Source organism: Treponema sp. OMZ 840 (assembly GCF_050937815.1).
GTDB lineage: Bacteria > Spirochaetota > Spirochaetia > Treponematales > Treponemataceae > Treponema_C.
The window spans coordinates 100,779-116,267 of sequence record NZ_JACDIJ010000007.1 but is presented as its reverse complement, the minus strand read 5'-3'; the positions used below and the strand labels follow the sequence as shown (position 1 = coordinate 116,267).

13 protein-coding genes are annotated in these 15,489 nt (G+C 46.4%); 5 read left to right on the top strand and 8 right to left on the bottom strand.

Translation table 11 applies throughout. From position 1 onward, the window contains the following. Nucleotides 1–1,422 (bottom strand): chaperonin GroEL (gene groL, locus H0R92_RS10045; protein ID WP_432964049.1); only part of this gene is annotated, 1,422 nt, incomplete at its 3' end. Between the two features lie 99 nt (nt 1,423–1,521). Here groL and rnhA point away from each other — a divergent pair. From rnhA to H0R92_RS10030, 3 genes are all read left to right on the top strand, one after another. Beyond that, nucleotides 1,522–3,159 carry a ribonuclease HI gene (rnhA, locus tag H0R92_RS10040; RefSeq protein WP_432964047.1) on the top strand — a complete coding sequence of 546 codons (1,638 nt, stop codon included), beginning with the start codon at nt 1,522–1,524 and terminating at the stop codon, nt 3,157–3,159. A gap of 100 nt (nt 3,160–3,259) precedes the next feature. Further along, entirely contained in the window at nt 3,260–3,571 is a 312-nt protein-coding gene (locus H0R92_RS10035; protein WP_432964044.1) for a type II toxin-antitoxin system RelB/DinJ family antitoxin, read from the top strand. A 1-nt stretch (nt 3,572) separates the two neighbouring features. Then, nucleotides 3,573–3,986 carry a putative toxin-antitoxin system toxin component, PIN family gene (locus H0R92_RS10030; RefSeq protein WP_432964041.1) on the top strand — a complete coding sequence of 138 codons (414 nt, stop codon included), beginning with the start codon at nt 3,573–3,575 and terminating at the stop codon, nt 3,984–3,986. 4 nt (nt 3,987–3,990) lie between these two features. On the opposite strand, the gene H0R92_RS10025 is transcribed toward H0R92_RS10030, so the two are convergent. From H0R92_RS10025 to rsxC, 7 genes are all read right to left on the bottom strand, one after another. After that, nucleotides 3,991–5,532, bottom strand: a complete 1,542-nt coding sequence (locus tag H0R92_RS10025) for a DUF5312 family protein (protein WP_432964039.1) — start codon at nt 5,530–5,532, stop codon at nt 3,991–3,993. Between the two features lie 155 nt (nt 5,533–5,687). Then, a complete protein-coding gene (locus tag H0R92_RS10020) occupies nt 5,688–6,503 on the bottom strand; it encodes an RnfABCDGE type electron transport complex subunit B (protein ID WP_432964036.1) in 816 nt (271 codons plus the stop codon). 10 nt (nt 6,504–6,513) lie between these two features. Continuing rightward, the gene (locus H0R92_RS10015; protein WP_432964033.1) at nt 6,514–7,098 is read right to left on the bottom strand and encodes an electron transport complex protein RnfA; all 585 of its coding nucleotides are present in this window, start codon (nt 7,096–7,098) and stop codon (nt 6,514–6,516) included. After that, nucleotides 7,098–7,736: an electron transport complex subunit RsxE gene (gene rsxE / locus H0R92_RS10010; protein ID WP_432964030.1), complete on the bottom strand. Its 639-nt coding sequence runs from the start codon at nt 7,734–7,736 to the stop codon at nt 7,098–7,100. The genes H0R92_RS10015 and rsxE overlap by 1 nt, the downstream gene beginning before the upstream one ends. 10 nt (nt 7,737–7,746) lie before the next feature. Continuing rightward, a complete protein-coding gene (locus tag H0R92_RS10005; RefSeq protein WP_432964027.1) occupies nt 7,747–8,820 on the bottom strand; it encodes an FMN-binding protein in 1,074 nt (357 codons plus the stop codon). Further along, nucleotides 8,817–9,803, bottom strand: a complete 987-nt coding sequence (locus H0R92_RS10000) for an RnfABCDGE type electron transport complex subunit D (RefSeq protein ID WP_432964024.1) — start codon at nt 9,801–9,803, stop codon at nt 8,817–8,819. Before H0R92_RS10000 ends, H0R92_RS10005 begins: the two co-directional genes overlap by 4 nt. Next, nucleotides 9,803–11,155 (bottom strand): electron transport complex subunit RsxC, encoded by a 1,353-nt coding sequence (rsxC, locus tag H0R92_RS09995; protein WP_432964021.1) that lies wholly within the window; start codon nt 11,153–11,155, stop codon nt 9,803–9,805. Before rsxC ends, H0R92_RS10000 begins: the two co-directional genes overlap by 1 nt. 109 nt (nt 11,156–11,264) lie before the next feature. On the opposite strand from rsxC, the gene H0R92_RS09990 reads away from it, so the two are divergent. Both H0R92_RS09990 and H0R92_RS09985 read left to right on the top strand, forming a co-directional pair. Further along, the gene (locus H0R92_RS09990; RefSeq protein WP_432964018.1) at nt 11,265–12,329 is read left to right on the top strand and encodes a hypothetical protein; all 1,065 of its coding nucleotides are present in this window, start codon (nt 11,265–11,267) and stop codon (nt 12,327–12,329) included. After that, a complete protein-coding gene (locus H0R92_RS09985; protein WP_432964016.1) occupies nt 12,322–15,447 on the top strand; it encodes a FlgD immunoglobulin-like domain containing protein in 3,126 nt (1,041 codons plus the stop codon). Before H0R92_RS09990 ends, H0R92_RS09985 begins: the two co-directional genes overlap by 8 nt. The last annotated feature ends 42 nt before the right edge of the window (nt 15,448–15,489 follow it).

Sequence of the window (15,489 nt, the reverse complement as noted above, 5' to 3'; positions counted from 1 at the left end):
TTTCTCGTGCTTTGCACGGTCGGCTATAACCGCACCGTCTACGCCCGCATTTTCGGCAATTTGGCGGATGGGCTCTTCAAGGGCGCGCTTAACAATCTTAAAGCCTACCTTTTCATCGTCGGTTAACTTGCTTACATCGGCCTTGTCCAAGGCTGTAGAAGCTTCGATGAGCACCAAGCCGCCTCCGGGGACGATTCCTTCTTCAAGGGCCGCTCTCGTTGCCGCGAGGGTATCTTCTACGCGGTGCTTTTTCTCTTTCATTTCGGTTTCGGTTACCGCACCGATATTGATAACGGCAACACCGCCTGAAAGTTTGGCCAAGCGTTCTTTAAGTTTTTCTTTGTCGTAGTCGGAGGTCGAAGCTTCAATTTGCGCTTTAATTTGGCCGACACGTTCTTTAATCGATTTTCCGCTTCCGGCGCCGTCAACGATAATCGTGTTGTCTTTGTCGATTTTAACGGTTTTTGCCGTACCGAGCATATTGAGTTCGGTTGTTTCGAGTTTTAAGCCCAACTCGTCGCTGATAACCTGACCGCCGGTAAGGATGGCTATGTCTTCGAGCATAGCTTTGCGTCTGTCGCCGAAACCGGGTGCCTTTACCGCGCAGGTTTTAAGGGTGCCGCGCAAACTGTTTACAACGAGGGTAGCCAAAGCTTCTCCGTCCATATCTTCGGCAATAATAACCAGCGGCTTACCCGTTTGTGCGATCTTTTCCAAAAGGGGCAGCATATCTTTCATGCTGGAGATTTTTTTGTCGTGGATGAGGATGTAGGGATTTTCAAATACCGTTTCCATACGTTCGCGGTCGGTTACAAAATAGGGAGAAATGTAGCCGCGGTCGAACTGCATACCTTCAACAAAATCGGTGGTGGTATCCATGGTTTTGGATTCTTCAACGGTGATAACGCCGTCTTTACCGACTTTTTGAATGGCATCGGCAAGGATTTTTCCGATTTCGGGGTCGTTGTTTGCCGAAACGGTTGCAACGTGTTCAACTTCTTCCGAGCCTTTAATTTCTTTTGAAGCTTTTTTGATTTCTTCAACGGCCAATACAACGGCTTTATCTATACCGCGTTTGATTTCGATGGGGGTAATGCCTGCGGCAACCGCTTTAAGGCCTTCGCGTACCATGGAGTAGGCGAGAACCGTTGCAGTGGTGGTTCCGTCTCCGGCAACGTCGTTGGTTTTTGAAGCGACTTCTTTTACCAGCTGGGCACCCATGTTTTCATAAGAATCTTCAAGTTCAATTTCTTTTGCTACCGAAACGCCGTCCTTTGTAATTGTCGGTGCGCCGAATTTTTTATCCAGCATAACCAAACGGCCTTTAGGACCGAGCGTTACTTTGACGGCACGCGAAATTTGCTCTACACCGGAAAGCATTTTTTTCCGAGCGTCATCATTAAACAGCAGTTGTTTAGCCATTTTGTCATCTCCTTATCTATTTGGCATAGGATTGAATTTGTGTTATACTGTAAAAGATACTGATTTTTTGCCGAAACGGCAAGGGAGTTTACGGATTTTATGAAAAAAATTAACTGGGGAATCATCGGTGCGGGAAATATTGCGTCTTCTTTTGTAAAGGCGCTTGCCGAAAATCCCGATGCGGTTTTATATGCCGTCGCTTCGCGCGATAAAGAACGTGCGGACTCTTTTGCCCGCTTGTACGGATTTTCTACAGCTTACGGCGGAAAATCTTTCGGCGGGATTTCCGCTTATGAAAAAATCTGTGCCGATAAAAAGGTCGATGCCGTCTATATCGCAACGCCTCATACCAATCATGCCGAATTATCGCTTATTGCTTTAAAAGCGGGAAAAGCCGTGTTATGCGAAAAGCCCGCCGCCGTAAATGCCGCTCAATTGCAAAGCGTACTCGAATATTCCGCCTCTCACAAAGTGTTTTATATGGAAGCTATGTGGATGAAATTCAATCCCGCCGTCCGCCGTGCCCTTGAAGCGATACGCGGCGGGGTGGTGGGGCGCTTGCTCGACATTCAAGCCGATTTTCGTATAAACGTTCCCTACGATATAAATCACCGCCTGTATAACCCCCTGATGGCAGGCGGCGCTCTTTTGGATACGGGCATCTATCCTGTAAGCTTTGCCATGCTTGCCGCGTCCTGCGCCGCCTCGACCGCACAAAAAGCTTCCGCAGCCGCCGTAAAAAAGCAAGATGATTTTTATGAAGGTTCCGTTTTGCCGCCGTCGCATATTCTTTCTTCCGTGCGCAAAGCGCTTTCCGGCGTAGATGTATGGAACGCCGTATTGGCCGAATGGAATTTGCCTTCGGGGCAGCTTACAGCCCGCCTTTGTTCCGGCAACGATATTGAAGGGCGAGGTTTTTGCAACGACGCCCTTTTATGCGGTACAAAGGGAAAAATTATTTTACGGGATTTTTGGCGCGCCCAAGCGGTTGAATATTATGACGAAAAAAACAATCTTATAAAAAAAGAACCTTATCCTTTTAAGGTAAACGGCTATGAATACGAAATAGAAGAAACGCACCGCTGTATTAAAAAGGGCTTATACGAAAGTCCGCTTCACACCCATGCACATACAATGACCGTGATAAAGATCCTGGACAGTTTGCGTTCGCAATGGAACTTGATATATCCGTGCGAAAGCGCCGCTCCCGAAGGCTCAAAAAAAGACTGTGCCGAAAACGGCAGTTTATTCGAATCGCCGGGAAAAAATGCACAAGAAAATATAAAAAAAGGCGGTATCGGCCTTTACAGCGACGGCGCCTGTTCGGGAAACCCCGGCCCGGGCGGCTGGGCTGCGGTTATTCTCTATGACGGAAAAATCATCACTTCTCAAGGCGGCGAAAAACAAACTACAAATAACCGCATGGAATTAAGCGGAGCTATCGGTGCCTTGGAAAAACTCTTTACCCTCCCCAAAGCAAAAACCGAAAAAATCGTTTTTTATATAGACAGTCAATATGTAAAAAACGGCATTACAAGCTGGATTCATACATGGAAACAAAACGGATGGAAAACTTCGGATAAAAAACCCGTAAAAAATAAAGATTTATGGGAAAAACTCGATTTGTATACTCAACAGTTTAAAATCGAGTGGCGCTGGGTAAAGGGACACGCCGGCGATACCTATAACGAACTGTGCGACCGCCTTGCGGTTGAAGAACGCGATAAAAGGGCTTAAAATAAAAACCGGCCGGAATCTTTCCGGGAGCTGTTTTATTGTACTTGCAAAAACGGGTTTTTTGCATTACAGTGTAAGTATAAGTTATTAGGAGGGATATATGGCCGGTACCTTAGTTCAAATTCGCGTTGATGAAAAACTTAAAGAAGATGCCGCCGCAGTTTACGAGCGGCTCGGACTGGATTTATCAACGGCTGTTCGTATTTTCTTTAAGCGTAGTGTTGCTGAAAACGGAATCCCCTTCAGTATGAAATTGGGAAAGACGGGACGGAATTCAATACGGCGGTATATTTCAAAGGAACTTGCAGCTGCAATGCAGTCAATGGCTCAAAGTGCTGCCGTAAACGGAATTTCAGACATGAGCCTTGAAGATATCACTGCGGAAATAGACGCCGCTCGTAAAGGTCAATAAAGTGGCTATTTATGCCGTCATTGATACCAATGTTCTTGTTTCCGCATTCTTAAAAGCCGATTCCATTCCCCGTATCCTTATTGATTATATGTATGCGGGTAAAATTATTCCGGTTTATAATGATGAAATTATCTCGGAATATACGGCTGTTTTACATCGTCCTAAATTTTGTTTTCCGGCAAAAGCCGTTACTATTGCGGTTAATAAAATAAAAGAAATCGGTTTGCATATAGATGCCGCAGTTGTTACGGAATCAATTCCCGACCCGAAAGACATTGTCTTTTATGCCGTTACAATGAATGCCGGAAAAGATGCTGCTGTTTATTTGGTTACCGGAAATATAAAGCACTTTCCTGCAAAACCTTTTGTTGTTACACCCCGCCAAATGGTGGATATATTGGAAGCTGCCGATTAAAAGCTTAACCCTCATTGCTTAAAAAGCATTTCATGAGGTTTACAAAAAGATAGATTTTTTTATAAATGTCCACACCCATTTCTTTAATCGGCTGCTCGGCAAAGTGAGTCAATTCCGTCCAGTTAATAATCAGTTCGGGTTCTTTGCGCTCGATATCTTCAAGAAGATTTTTTGTATTTTTGCCGATAACAATTAAATCGCGGGTGGCAATGGAGAGCATATTATATGCTTTTTCATTTATATCCTTTGTCAAGGATTTTAAAATATTTTTTGCTTCGGGATCGCGTTCCGCGCGCACAAGGTAGGTTTTTACCTTTGTTCCCAATTCTTGTTCGTCGCTTAAACTGTTGTCAAAATCCATTATTTGATTCGAAACGGCGAGCAATTGGTGATAAGCATCCGACATCGGAGAAGACAGGGCTGCCGATACCCATTGCCCCCGTACCAACACCAAATCTGCAAATTCGCGTATATAACGTTTTACATAGTCGAGCAAAAAGGATTTTAGATAATCCATAGGCGCACAATACATATAACCGCTTAAATTCCGTTTTTCAAACGCTTTGTTTCCCTCTTCCGAATAATTTTTAAGCTTGATTACGGAATTCGATCCGAAAATACTGTGAACTATTTCATCTATCTTTGAATTTTTACGATCCGCTTGTATTTTTTGCAAGGTTGTATCGACCGTTTTACGCATTTTATCGAGTTGATCGTCTATAATATGCTCATGATGTTCCGTTATAACGGTTTGATAACCCGGATCTTTTGAAATAAGCTGAATCGTCATTTCAAAAACGGCTTTATCACGATATTTACGGAGCAAATTCAACAATTTGTTCCATGTATTTATAGGTATAGGTTCTACATTCCGGTATTCTTTTAAAATAGCGAACACATCCGACCAGTCTTCTTCCAAGGGAAGTGCCCATGCAACAGTCGTAAAATCCTTTAAATCTTCAAGGATGTATTCGGCTCTAATCATTTCAAAATGCGGAACATACGAAAAATTTTGTTCTTGCATTCCCGAATCGAATTTTTTCAGTAAAAAATAATAGTCGAAGGTACAAAAAGCGATAAGCAGTGAAAGCTTTGTATAGATCATGTCTATTTTGGTTATTTTTTCGACGTCGAATCCGTTTAAATATGCGGCAAGTTCGCTTTTTACCTGTGCGGCCAATTCTTTAACCGGCATATTTTTTGCGCGTTCGAATATCGATTCTTCTTCCAAGCTTTCCGCAAGGTCTTTTTGGATATCGGACAAGTGATAATCGATTACCATGTGTTTAAAAGCATTCGGATTCACGGTATTTTTAAAAACCAGTTGTGCCGGCCCGATTACTTTATATACGTCAAAAAAGAATTTTGCCAACTGCGGCAAAGCTTCTCCCGAACTGTATTTATAAAATTTAACCTTTGTTTTACCGAGTTCTTTGTTTATATTTTTGAGAAAGCGAGCTTTTTGCGCTTCCGCATCGGAAGGAGTAAACAAATTGAGGAGCCTTTCCAACAGGCCCAATCCTTTTTGACGTGCTTTTTTTGCCATATATTAAATATGGATTAAAAGCCAAGCTCTGTCAAGTATGCATTACTGTAATCGGAAACCCGCTAACGGGCAGTCTTAAAAGCCGGCCGGTTTTAAGACTGCCTTTCGGAATCGGAGCACCTCTAAAAATCCGGTTTGATTTTTAGAGGTTTCCGTCAATTTTTAATTACGTCTTGGACCAGTTTTAATACCTTGGTCGGGCAGCCGCTGACGCACTGACCGCAAGAGGTACATTTTTCATAGTCTACAAGGGGGATGCCGTTTGTAACGACAATCGCCTTTTCGGGGCATAGTTTTTCGCACTTGCCGCATTTGATACAGGCGGCTTTACACTGCTTCATAAGGATTGCCTTGTTTGTGTTGCGGTTTGAACAAAGGGCAACGGCTCCCTTACGCTGTACGGGGACGGTCGATAAAATCGACTGAGGACAGGCTTTTACGCACATACCGCAGCCCGTGCATTTTTCGTAATCCACATGGGGAAGACCGTCTTCTTCGATATGAATGGCGTCGAATACGCACACCGCCGTACAATCGCCCAAACCGTAACAGCCGTATGAACACATTTTAGTGCCGTTAATGCCCACCGTTTTTGCGGCGGCACAGCTTTTTACGCCCGTGTATTCACCGCGGTTTGCGGCACAGCTCTTTGCTCCCTGACAAGCGCGTACTGCAACCGTTTTTTCGGCTGCGGCCGAAACGCCCATAATGTCGCCGACCGCCTTTGCCGTATCGGCACCGCCTGCGGCGCATCCGTTTACGGGAGCTTCTCCGCGGGCAACCGCTTCTGCAAAACCGTCACAGCCCGGATATCCGCAGGCGCCGCAGTTTGCACCGGGCAAGGCTTCGCGCACTTGCGCAACCTTTTCGTCTACGGGAACGTGAAATATTTTTTTAAAAAAACCCAATAAAAAGCCCAACAAAAGGGCGGTGCCGAATGAAACGGCTAAGGTATACAGTATAATTGTCATGTCGTCCGCCTTACTTTATAAGCCCTGCGAAACCGCCGAAAGCTAAGGACAAAAGTCCCGCCGTAACGAATAATACCGGAGTACCCTTCATAAAAGCGGGAACATCCGATGTTCTCATGCGTTCGCGCACACCGGCCATCAATACGAGGGCGATTAAAAAGCCCGCTGCCGAACCTGCGGCGTATACGAGGGACTGCAAAAAACCGTAGCCCTTTGCAATGGTGTTTAAAGTTACCGCAAGGATGGCACAGTTTGTCGTGATGAGGGCCAAATATACACCCATTGAACTGTACAGGGCGGGCGCCGATTTTTTTAAGTAAAATTCAACCAATTGAACGAGGGAGGCTATAACCAAAATAAAAATCAGGGTTTGCAAAAAGCCCAAGCCCAGCGGGTTCAAAAGATAGGTGTACAGGGGGTAGGTAACCGCCGTCGCCAAAACCATAACGAAGGATGTTGCCGCTCCCATACCGACTGCTTTTCCCGTATCGGAAGTCATACCGATAAAGGGACAAAGCGCCAAAAATTGAATAAATACGACATTGTCTATAAGCATTGATTTAAGGAAGATTTTTCCCAATTCCAAGTCGGCCATTATGCAGCTCCTTTTACGGCTTTTGCCGATTTTGCGGCTTTTATGCGTTCGGCGAGGGTACGGAATGCCCGCGTTACCGCGATAAACAGGGCGAATACGAAAAATCCGCCGGGCGCGGCTTTAAAAAAGCCGATTGTGTACTCTTTTGGGATAACCGGCATACCGAAAAAAGTTCCGGCACCGAAAAATTCGCGCACAATCGAAATGCCGACGAGTACCCATAAATAACCGAAGCCCATGCCGAGTGCGTCCAAAAAGGACTGCCCTACACCGCGTTTCGACGCAAAGGATTCCACGCGCCCCATAATAATACAGTTTACGACGATAAGCGGAATAAATACGCCCATCGATTCCGAAAGCGCGGGAAAATATGCCTGCATAATCAAATCGACAATCGTAACGAATGTTGCGATAACGATGATAAAAATCGGAATGCGGATTGAATCGGGAATCAATTTCCGAAATAAGCTGATAATGATTTCGCTCATAACCAATACAAAGGTCATGGCGGCTCCCATTCCCAAACCGTTGAATACGTTGACCGTAACGGCAAGGGAAGAACACAAGCCGATCATTAAAACCAGCAGGGGGTTCTCCTTTACAATACCGTTTGTCAATATTTTTAAGTGTGTGTTCATACGTTCTCCCTTAATTTCCGCCCTGTGCGCTTAAAGCCGCAGAGGCTTGCGCGGCGCCCGTTTTAACCATCTCGGTGATTGCAGCGGAGGTTATTGTAGCACCGCTTAAGGCGTCTATACCTTCGTTGACCGCAAAGGCGTCGTCCGCACTTTTACCGGTAAATTGTTCATAAAAATCTTTTTCCAAGGCGCGCTGTCCGATATTCGGCGTGTCGTTCAATTCGGTAATGCGGCATCCGATAATCGTGCGCTCGGTATTTACCGCGGTAAGAACGCTTGCCTGGGCCTGATTAAAGCTCTGTCCGCTTACCGATGCCATGGCTCCGATGATTTTTCCGCCGGATGAAACCGTCCATACCTTGTTTACGGTCATGCTTCCCGCCTGTGTTCCTGCGACTTCGGGCACTTCCGTATATACGGGTTTTTCCGCTCCTTCTTCAACGGGGAACAGTTCTGCAAGGGCGGTATCGAAGTCGAATACCGAGGGGGCCGCTTCCACAACGGGAGCACCGCCGGTTCCGGCTTGTCCTCCGTGATTTTTTGCCAAATAATCGCCTGCAGCCCAAACGGCATAGTTTATAATGTTTGCAACTCCCTTGGTGGTAATTGTTGCGCCGCTTAAACCGTCAAAATCGGTTCCGGCTTCAAGATTTTTTGAAGCGGGCAAGCCTTTAAATTGGTCGGTAAAAGCGGGTTCGGCCGCACGTTGGCCGAAGCCGGGCGTGTCCGTAAGGGTTAAAAACTGAATACCGGTTATCGTGCGGTTTAAATCCAAACCGATAAGCATAACCGCCTTGTCGTAGGTGGCACCTGCGGCTTCAATAACGGCACCGATAACCTTGCCGCCTTTTTGAGCCGTATGCAGCGCATTTACGGTTACGGCGCTTGCAGCATCTTTTTCAAAGTTCTGAGCGGGGACAAAGCTGTCGGCTTGTTCAAATACTATTTTCATTCCCGCGCCGGCCTTTGCCTGTTTTGCCGCTTCTATTGCCGGAGCGGTAAGATTATATACAAGAGCCAGAGAAACGCAGGCGACCGAGGCGTAGGCGGCCAGTACAAAGCCCAATTTTATAATTTGCTTCATTGTGCGCCTCCTTTATCGGCTTTATTTTTTTTACCGGCGAAAAGCTTGGGATGGCCGTATTTGCGCTCGGTCAGCTTATTTAAAAAGGGCGTTAAAGCGTTTGTAATAAGAATGCTGAACATAACGCCTTCGGGGTAGCCGCCGAACTGCCGGATTAAAAAGGTTATCAAACCGCAAAGCGCTCCGAATACCAAGCGTCCGTAAGATGTTACGGGAGCGGTCGTATAATCGGTTGCCATAAAAACCGCACCGAATAAGAGGCCGCCGGTTAAAACCGACGCGATAATATCCGTGCCCGCCAAAAATGAAGGCACTGCGGTAAACACAATCATTGCAAGAGGGGCTCTCCAATCGATAACCTTTGTTACCAGTAAAAAAACAGCGGCAAGCAAAATAAGGGCAGCCGAAGTTTCTCCGATACAGCCGGCACTGTTTCCCGTAAAATACTGCACATAATCGGCGGCGGAAAACGATGCACTTCCTTCTTTTATTTGCGAAAGAATCGTCGCCGAACTTACCGCATCCGTTGCAGGTTCTATCCAATGCGAACCCATAGCCGCCGGAAAGCTCGTAAACAAAAAGGCGCGTCCGACCAAAGCGGGATTGAATACATTGGAACCGATACCGCCGAAAAATTCTTTTGCAACGACAATCGCAAAAAAAGCGCCTAAAACGGTCATCCATACGGGAATGGCCGGCGGAAGGGTTAAGGCCAAAAGCAGTCCCGTTACGGCGGCCGATCCGTCTTTTATGCGGATGGGGCGTCTGAAAGCCAGTTGCGTTAAAACTTCAAACACAAGGCAGGACACAAGCGAAACGGCTATCGTCAACAAAGACGGAAGGCCGAAAAGAATAACGCCGTATACAGCCAAAGGCAATAAGGCGATTATAACAGCAAGCATAATGCTTGTCGTATCGCGGGCCGAACTTAAATGCGGGTTCGGCGAAATATAAATTTCATTTTTATCTAAAGCTGCCGCCATTACTTACCTCCCTGCGTGCTTTTTGCCGCTTGCTTTTCTTTTTCCGCCCGCAAAAGCTGTTTTCCGACCCGGAAACGCTGAACCAATTTTATGCGTGCAGGGCAAATCCACGCGCAAGTACCGCATTCGATACAGTCCGGAAGTCCGTAGCGCTTTGCTTCTTCCAAGTTGCCGGCTTGTAGAGCCTTTGACATCATAACGGGAACAAGGCGGCACGAGCATACTTGTACGCAGCGTCCGCAGTTAATGCAGGGTGTTTCTTCCGACAAGCAGGTTTCTTTTTCGGTAAGGAACAAGATACCGTTTGTATTTTTTTGAATGGGGAAGTCCGCACTTTGCATTGAAAAGCCCATCATAGGGCCGCCGAGTATAATTTTTTTCAATCCGGGCTTAAGATCGAATTGTTCGGGAATAAGATCTCCGACTAAAGTTCCTATGGGAACGATAATGTTTGCCGGCTTTGTGCATATACTGCCCGAAATTGTCAATCCTCTGTCTATAAGCGGTTTGCCTTCCCTAAAAGCTTCGGATATCGATTTTACCGTTCCTACATTATGGATAATGCAGCCGATATCGCAGGGAAGTCCTCCCGTAGGAATTTCACGGCCGACCGCCGCTTTTACAATGTTTTTTTCGCTTCCCTGCGGATACTTTGTTTTGCACAAAGATATACCGATTTTTTCGCTGTAACCCGCTTTCTCTATTGCTGTTTCAAGTATAGGCACAATGGAAGCTTTATTGCTTTCCAATACGATAATACCGGTTTGCGCTTGCGTAATGTGCATAATGATTGCCGTGCCGTCAATAACCTTGTCGGTATCTTCAATCATGGTGCGTAAGTCAATCGTAAGGTAGGGTTCGCATTCGGCCGCATTGATTAAAATGCAGTCAATTTTTTTTCCGGCGGGAGGATTGAGTTTTACATGTGTCGGAAAAGCTGCACCTCCCATACCGACGATACCGGCTTCCCGTATTCGTTCAAGAGCTTGTTCTTTTGAACAGGAAAAAGGGTCAAGGGGCGGCATAAAATCGGTTGTACCCGAATCGTCGCATGCGATAACAATACAGGGGCAATCGAAGTTGCCGGGAACCAAACGGTTTTCGATTTTTTTTACGACGCCGGAAACCGAAGCATGAACAGGAACCGACATATGAGCGTCGGATTCGGCAATTTTTTGTCCGCGTGCGACTGTGTCGCCGACGGATACGAGCGGGAGGTTAGGAGCGCCTCCCTGCGTCAGGGGTATACTGACGGTTTTTGTAGAAGGAAATGCCCGTTCTATAGGCAGATTTTCGGTCATTCCCTTGTGTTCGGGCGGATGTATTCCGCCTTTAAAGGTGTGCGTATTCATAAAGGCTATTGTATTATCTAATAAGTTTTCGGTCAATCATCGGCGGCACAGGGATTGGAAAAAAAAGGCATATATACTATATTATATTTAATATCAGGAGGCGTTTGCTATGATGTTCAAAAAAAATAAGGTGTTCACGCTCGGTGCAATGTTATTGATTTTACCGTTTGCAGCCGTTTTTGCGTATAATCCGCCGCCGGGCGGGGAATTGTTATACTCGTTTACTTCACCGTTTATGCTTTCCGCAGAGCTTTCAACGGCAGGCGGACCTTTGTTTCATGTTCACCCCGGACATACGGCCCTTAATCCGGCTTTGTCTGCCGGAGAACAGAGGGTTGTAGTAGACGCCGCATATACGGCTCTTATTGCTCCCGGTAGAAATAAAAACTACGGACAAGCTTTTAACCTCGGTGCTTTGGTTCCCAGCCGGTACGGTGTTTTTACCGGTGTCGCTCAGGGCGTTTTTGTTCCCTTTAACGATATGCTTTTAAAAAACTCTTTTACCCTGCGCGCATCTTATTCCAAAGATATAGCGGATTGGCTTTATATCGGAGCCGGATTGTATGGAGGCTTCGGGTCGGATTGGTCTTTGGGCGCCGATATAGGATTTCTCTATTTGCCTGAAAAGATAAAAGCTTTACCCTTTATCGGAAAACCCCGAATTGCCTTTGCTCTTACAGGTATGGGTAAAAACTATAAACCCGCTACCGTCGGTATAAACGGTTTATCCGAACACACGACTTCCTTTCCTTCGTTTTTTACGCCTCATATCGGTTTTGCAGGTAATTTGTTTGAAATAAAGAATTTCTCAGGCGGTTTTTCGATGGATGTATCCTTGCCCGCTTTCCAAAACTTTGTTTTTGATACGGGACTTCAGTTTTTGTTTGCCGAAACGGTACGGCTTTCTACCGGTTGGCAGTTCAATTTGCGTGAAACGATAGCCAAAACGGCTTCGTGGTATCCTTCCGTTTCGCTCAGCGTAAAATTCGGCTTTAGTGCAAAAGAAGCTTCTCTTTTAGGTAAAAAAGGCTGGCAGCAAAGCGAAATGATTGTTTCGGGCGCATACCGTCCGATGAAAAAAAATATCCATGCAGTTTCCGGCGGTGCGGCCCTGTACTTGGGATTAAAAGATACCGCCGCGCCTGAAATTATTTTATGGGGGAACAATGAATAAAATCAATAAAGCCGCCCGTTTTATCGGCGTTCTTATAGGTGCTTTTTGTACGTTCAATGCTGTCTTTGCCGCACAAACTTCCGCTTCGGAAAAGGGTACGGTATATATTTCTCCGAATAACGACGGCATACAGGACGAATTGATTATACCGCTTACGATAAACGAAAAACGGTATGTAAGCGAATGGAATTTTATTATAACCGACGAAAACGGTGCCGTCGTTAGAAAAATCGGAAACAAAGAACCGCGTCCGGAAAAACTTACGTTTAAAACCTTTTTTACTCAATTGTTTAAACCCAAACAGGGCGTGCTTATTCCCGATTCTCTTATTTGGAACGGTATTTTGGATTCCGGAGAAACCGCTGCGGACGGTACTTATTTTTATTACGTAACCGCGTCGGACGATAACGGAAATATAAGCAAAACCTCTTTGTATACCGTTATAGTCGATAATACCGAACCTCAAATCGAATTGACGCAGCCTTCCGAAGCGATGAAAACTTTCGGAGCGGGTAATAAGCCCGAAATTGCGATAAAACAAAGCGGTTCCGCCGAAGATCTATGGCAAGCCGAAATTATCGACAATACGGGAAAGCTTGTGCGTACTTTTTTGTGGAAAAATTCGGCTCCCGAAACCTGCATATGGGACGGTAAAAACAACGAGGGTGTCGCTGTGGGCGAGGGTGTCTATACGTATCGGATTTTTTCAACCGACCGCGCCGGAAACGTTTCGGATCCGGCACAGGTAACGAACATTATCTACGATGCCGTACCTCGTTCCGTAAATATGACTGTTGCCGGAAGTCCTTTTTCTCCGAACGGCGACGGGGTAAAAGACAGCGTTATGCTTTCTCTTTCAATGCCCAATTCGTCGGGCTTAGTAAATTGGTCGGTGCAAGTGTTTAATAAAAACGGTGCAGCTTTGCGTACTTTTTCGGGGAAAACCGTTCCGCCCGCTTCAATTGAATTTGACGGCAAAAGCAGCGGCGGCGACATTTTACTCGACGGAGATTACCAACTTTTGTTTTCCGCGCTTTTTAATAACGGACAGGAAACGCACATCGGCCGCAATATAACCGTGGACAATACGCCGCCTGCCGCTTCGGTACGCGCCGAAGGGCTTATATTCAGCCCTGACGGCGACGGCCGGCTCGATACTTTAAAATTTTCGCAAGAAGGTTCAAAAGAAAAAACATGGACAGCCGTTGTTGCGGATGAAGCCGGTAAAACCGTAAAAACCTGGACCTTCGGCGAAACGCCGCCTTCTTCGGTTGTGTGGGACGGTACCGCTTCCGACGGCAGCATAAAAGACGGTTTTTATACGTATACGCTGTTTGCAACCGACCTTGCGGGCAATACCGGACGCGCAAAAACGCCCGCTTTTGAATTGAATACGGGTACTACCGAAGTTATATTAGCCGTAAGCGCCGAAGCGTTCAGTCCGAACGGCGATAAGGTGCAGGATAACCTCACCTTTACGCCGCGTATTAAAACGGCCGCCGGAATCGCTTCGTATGAATTGAAAATTCTCGATGCGTCGGGAAATGCCGTCAAAACATTCAGCGAAAAACGAAACTTACCCGGTTCCATAAGCTGGAACGGCCTTGCCGACGACGGAAAAGCCTGTGCCGACGGCATGTATACCGCTTCGCTTCGGACGCTGTCCAAAAACGGAAGCGAAGCCGTGTTTACCACCCAAGCCTTTGCATTGGATACGGTTTATCCTGAAGTACAGCTGAGCGCCCCGTATACCCGCTTCAGTCCGAACGGCGACGGCCGAAAAGATACGCTCGACTTTACGGTAATTACGAGCAGCGAAAAATTATGGACAGCCCTTATAACCGATAAAAATAAGGCGGCCGTCCGCTCTTTCAGCTGGGAAGGCAATGCGCTTCCGTTCAGCTGGGACGGAAAAGACGAAGGCGGCAATACGGTTGCGGACGGTATGTATACTTTAACGCTTTCAAGTACGGATAAAGCCGGCAATAAGGGAAGCGCTTCCGTACAAGATATACAAGTGGATAACCGCGCGGTTAAATTATTTGTAACTGCCGAGCGCGACGGCTTTAGTCCGAACGGTGACGGTTTTGCCGATATGCAACAATTCAGTATTCGTACAACCCTTGCCGAAGGAATTGAATCATGGGCTTTTGCGATTAACAACGCGGCTTCCGGTGAAGAATTGTACCGCTGGGACGAAAAAGATCAGCAGAATTTGCCTTCGCTTATAAAATGGGACGGTAAAACCGTAAACGGCCGCATAGCCGAAGGAAATATGACAGGTACCCTTTCGGTACGGTATGTAAAGGGCGATACCGTCAGCGTTACAACCGCACCCTTTTTATGTTCGGTAACGCCGCCGCAGTTAAGCGTACGCACCGCACCCGAATATTTCAGCCCCGACAACGACGGTACCGACGACGATTTGTTTATCGCTTTAAAAGGAACAAGCATTGTACCCTTTACCGGTTGGAGTTTTGAAATTAAAGATCCGAACAACGGAAAAACCTTTTGGAGGACGTCGGGAAAATCGTCGATAACCGAACGCATTATTTGGGACGGACGAAGCAACGGCGGCGAATTGGTGCAATCGGCGGTGGATTATCCGTATACCTTTACGGTAACCGACAGCTTGGGCATGAGTTCTACTGCGGAGGGCATTATCTCGGTAGACGTTCTTGTAATACGTATCGGCGATGTGTTAAAAATGCAGGTTCCTTCAATCATCTTCCGCAGCGACAATGCCGATTTTGCGGGCAAAGATAAGGATCCCAAGCGCGGGCTCGATCAAAAAATTATAGATAACAATTACCGCGTATTAAAGCGTATTGCCCAAATCCTCGACAAATTCCGCGATTACAATGTAACGATTGAAGGTCATGCGAATAATATCAGCGGTACCGAAAAAGAAGAAACTTCAACCGAAAACGGAAACATTCCGCTTGTGCCGCTTTCGGAAGCGCGGGCACAAACCGTTAAAGAAATCCTTGTTTCGTACGGAATAGCTTCTTCGCGCTTAACGACAGTAGGACGCGGCGGCCGTATGCCTGTTGCCGCACATTCGGATAAAGACAACTGGTGGAAAAACCGCCGGGTTGAGTTTATTTTGAATAAGTGAGTTAAAAGCCGAATTAAAAGGGCGTCTAAAAACTTCGGTTTT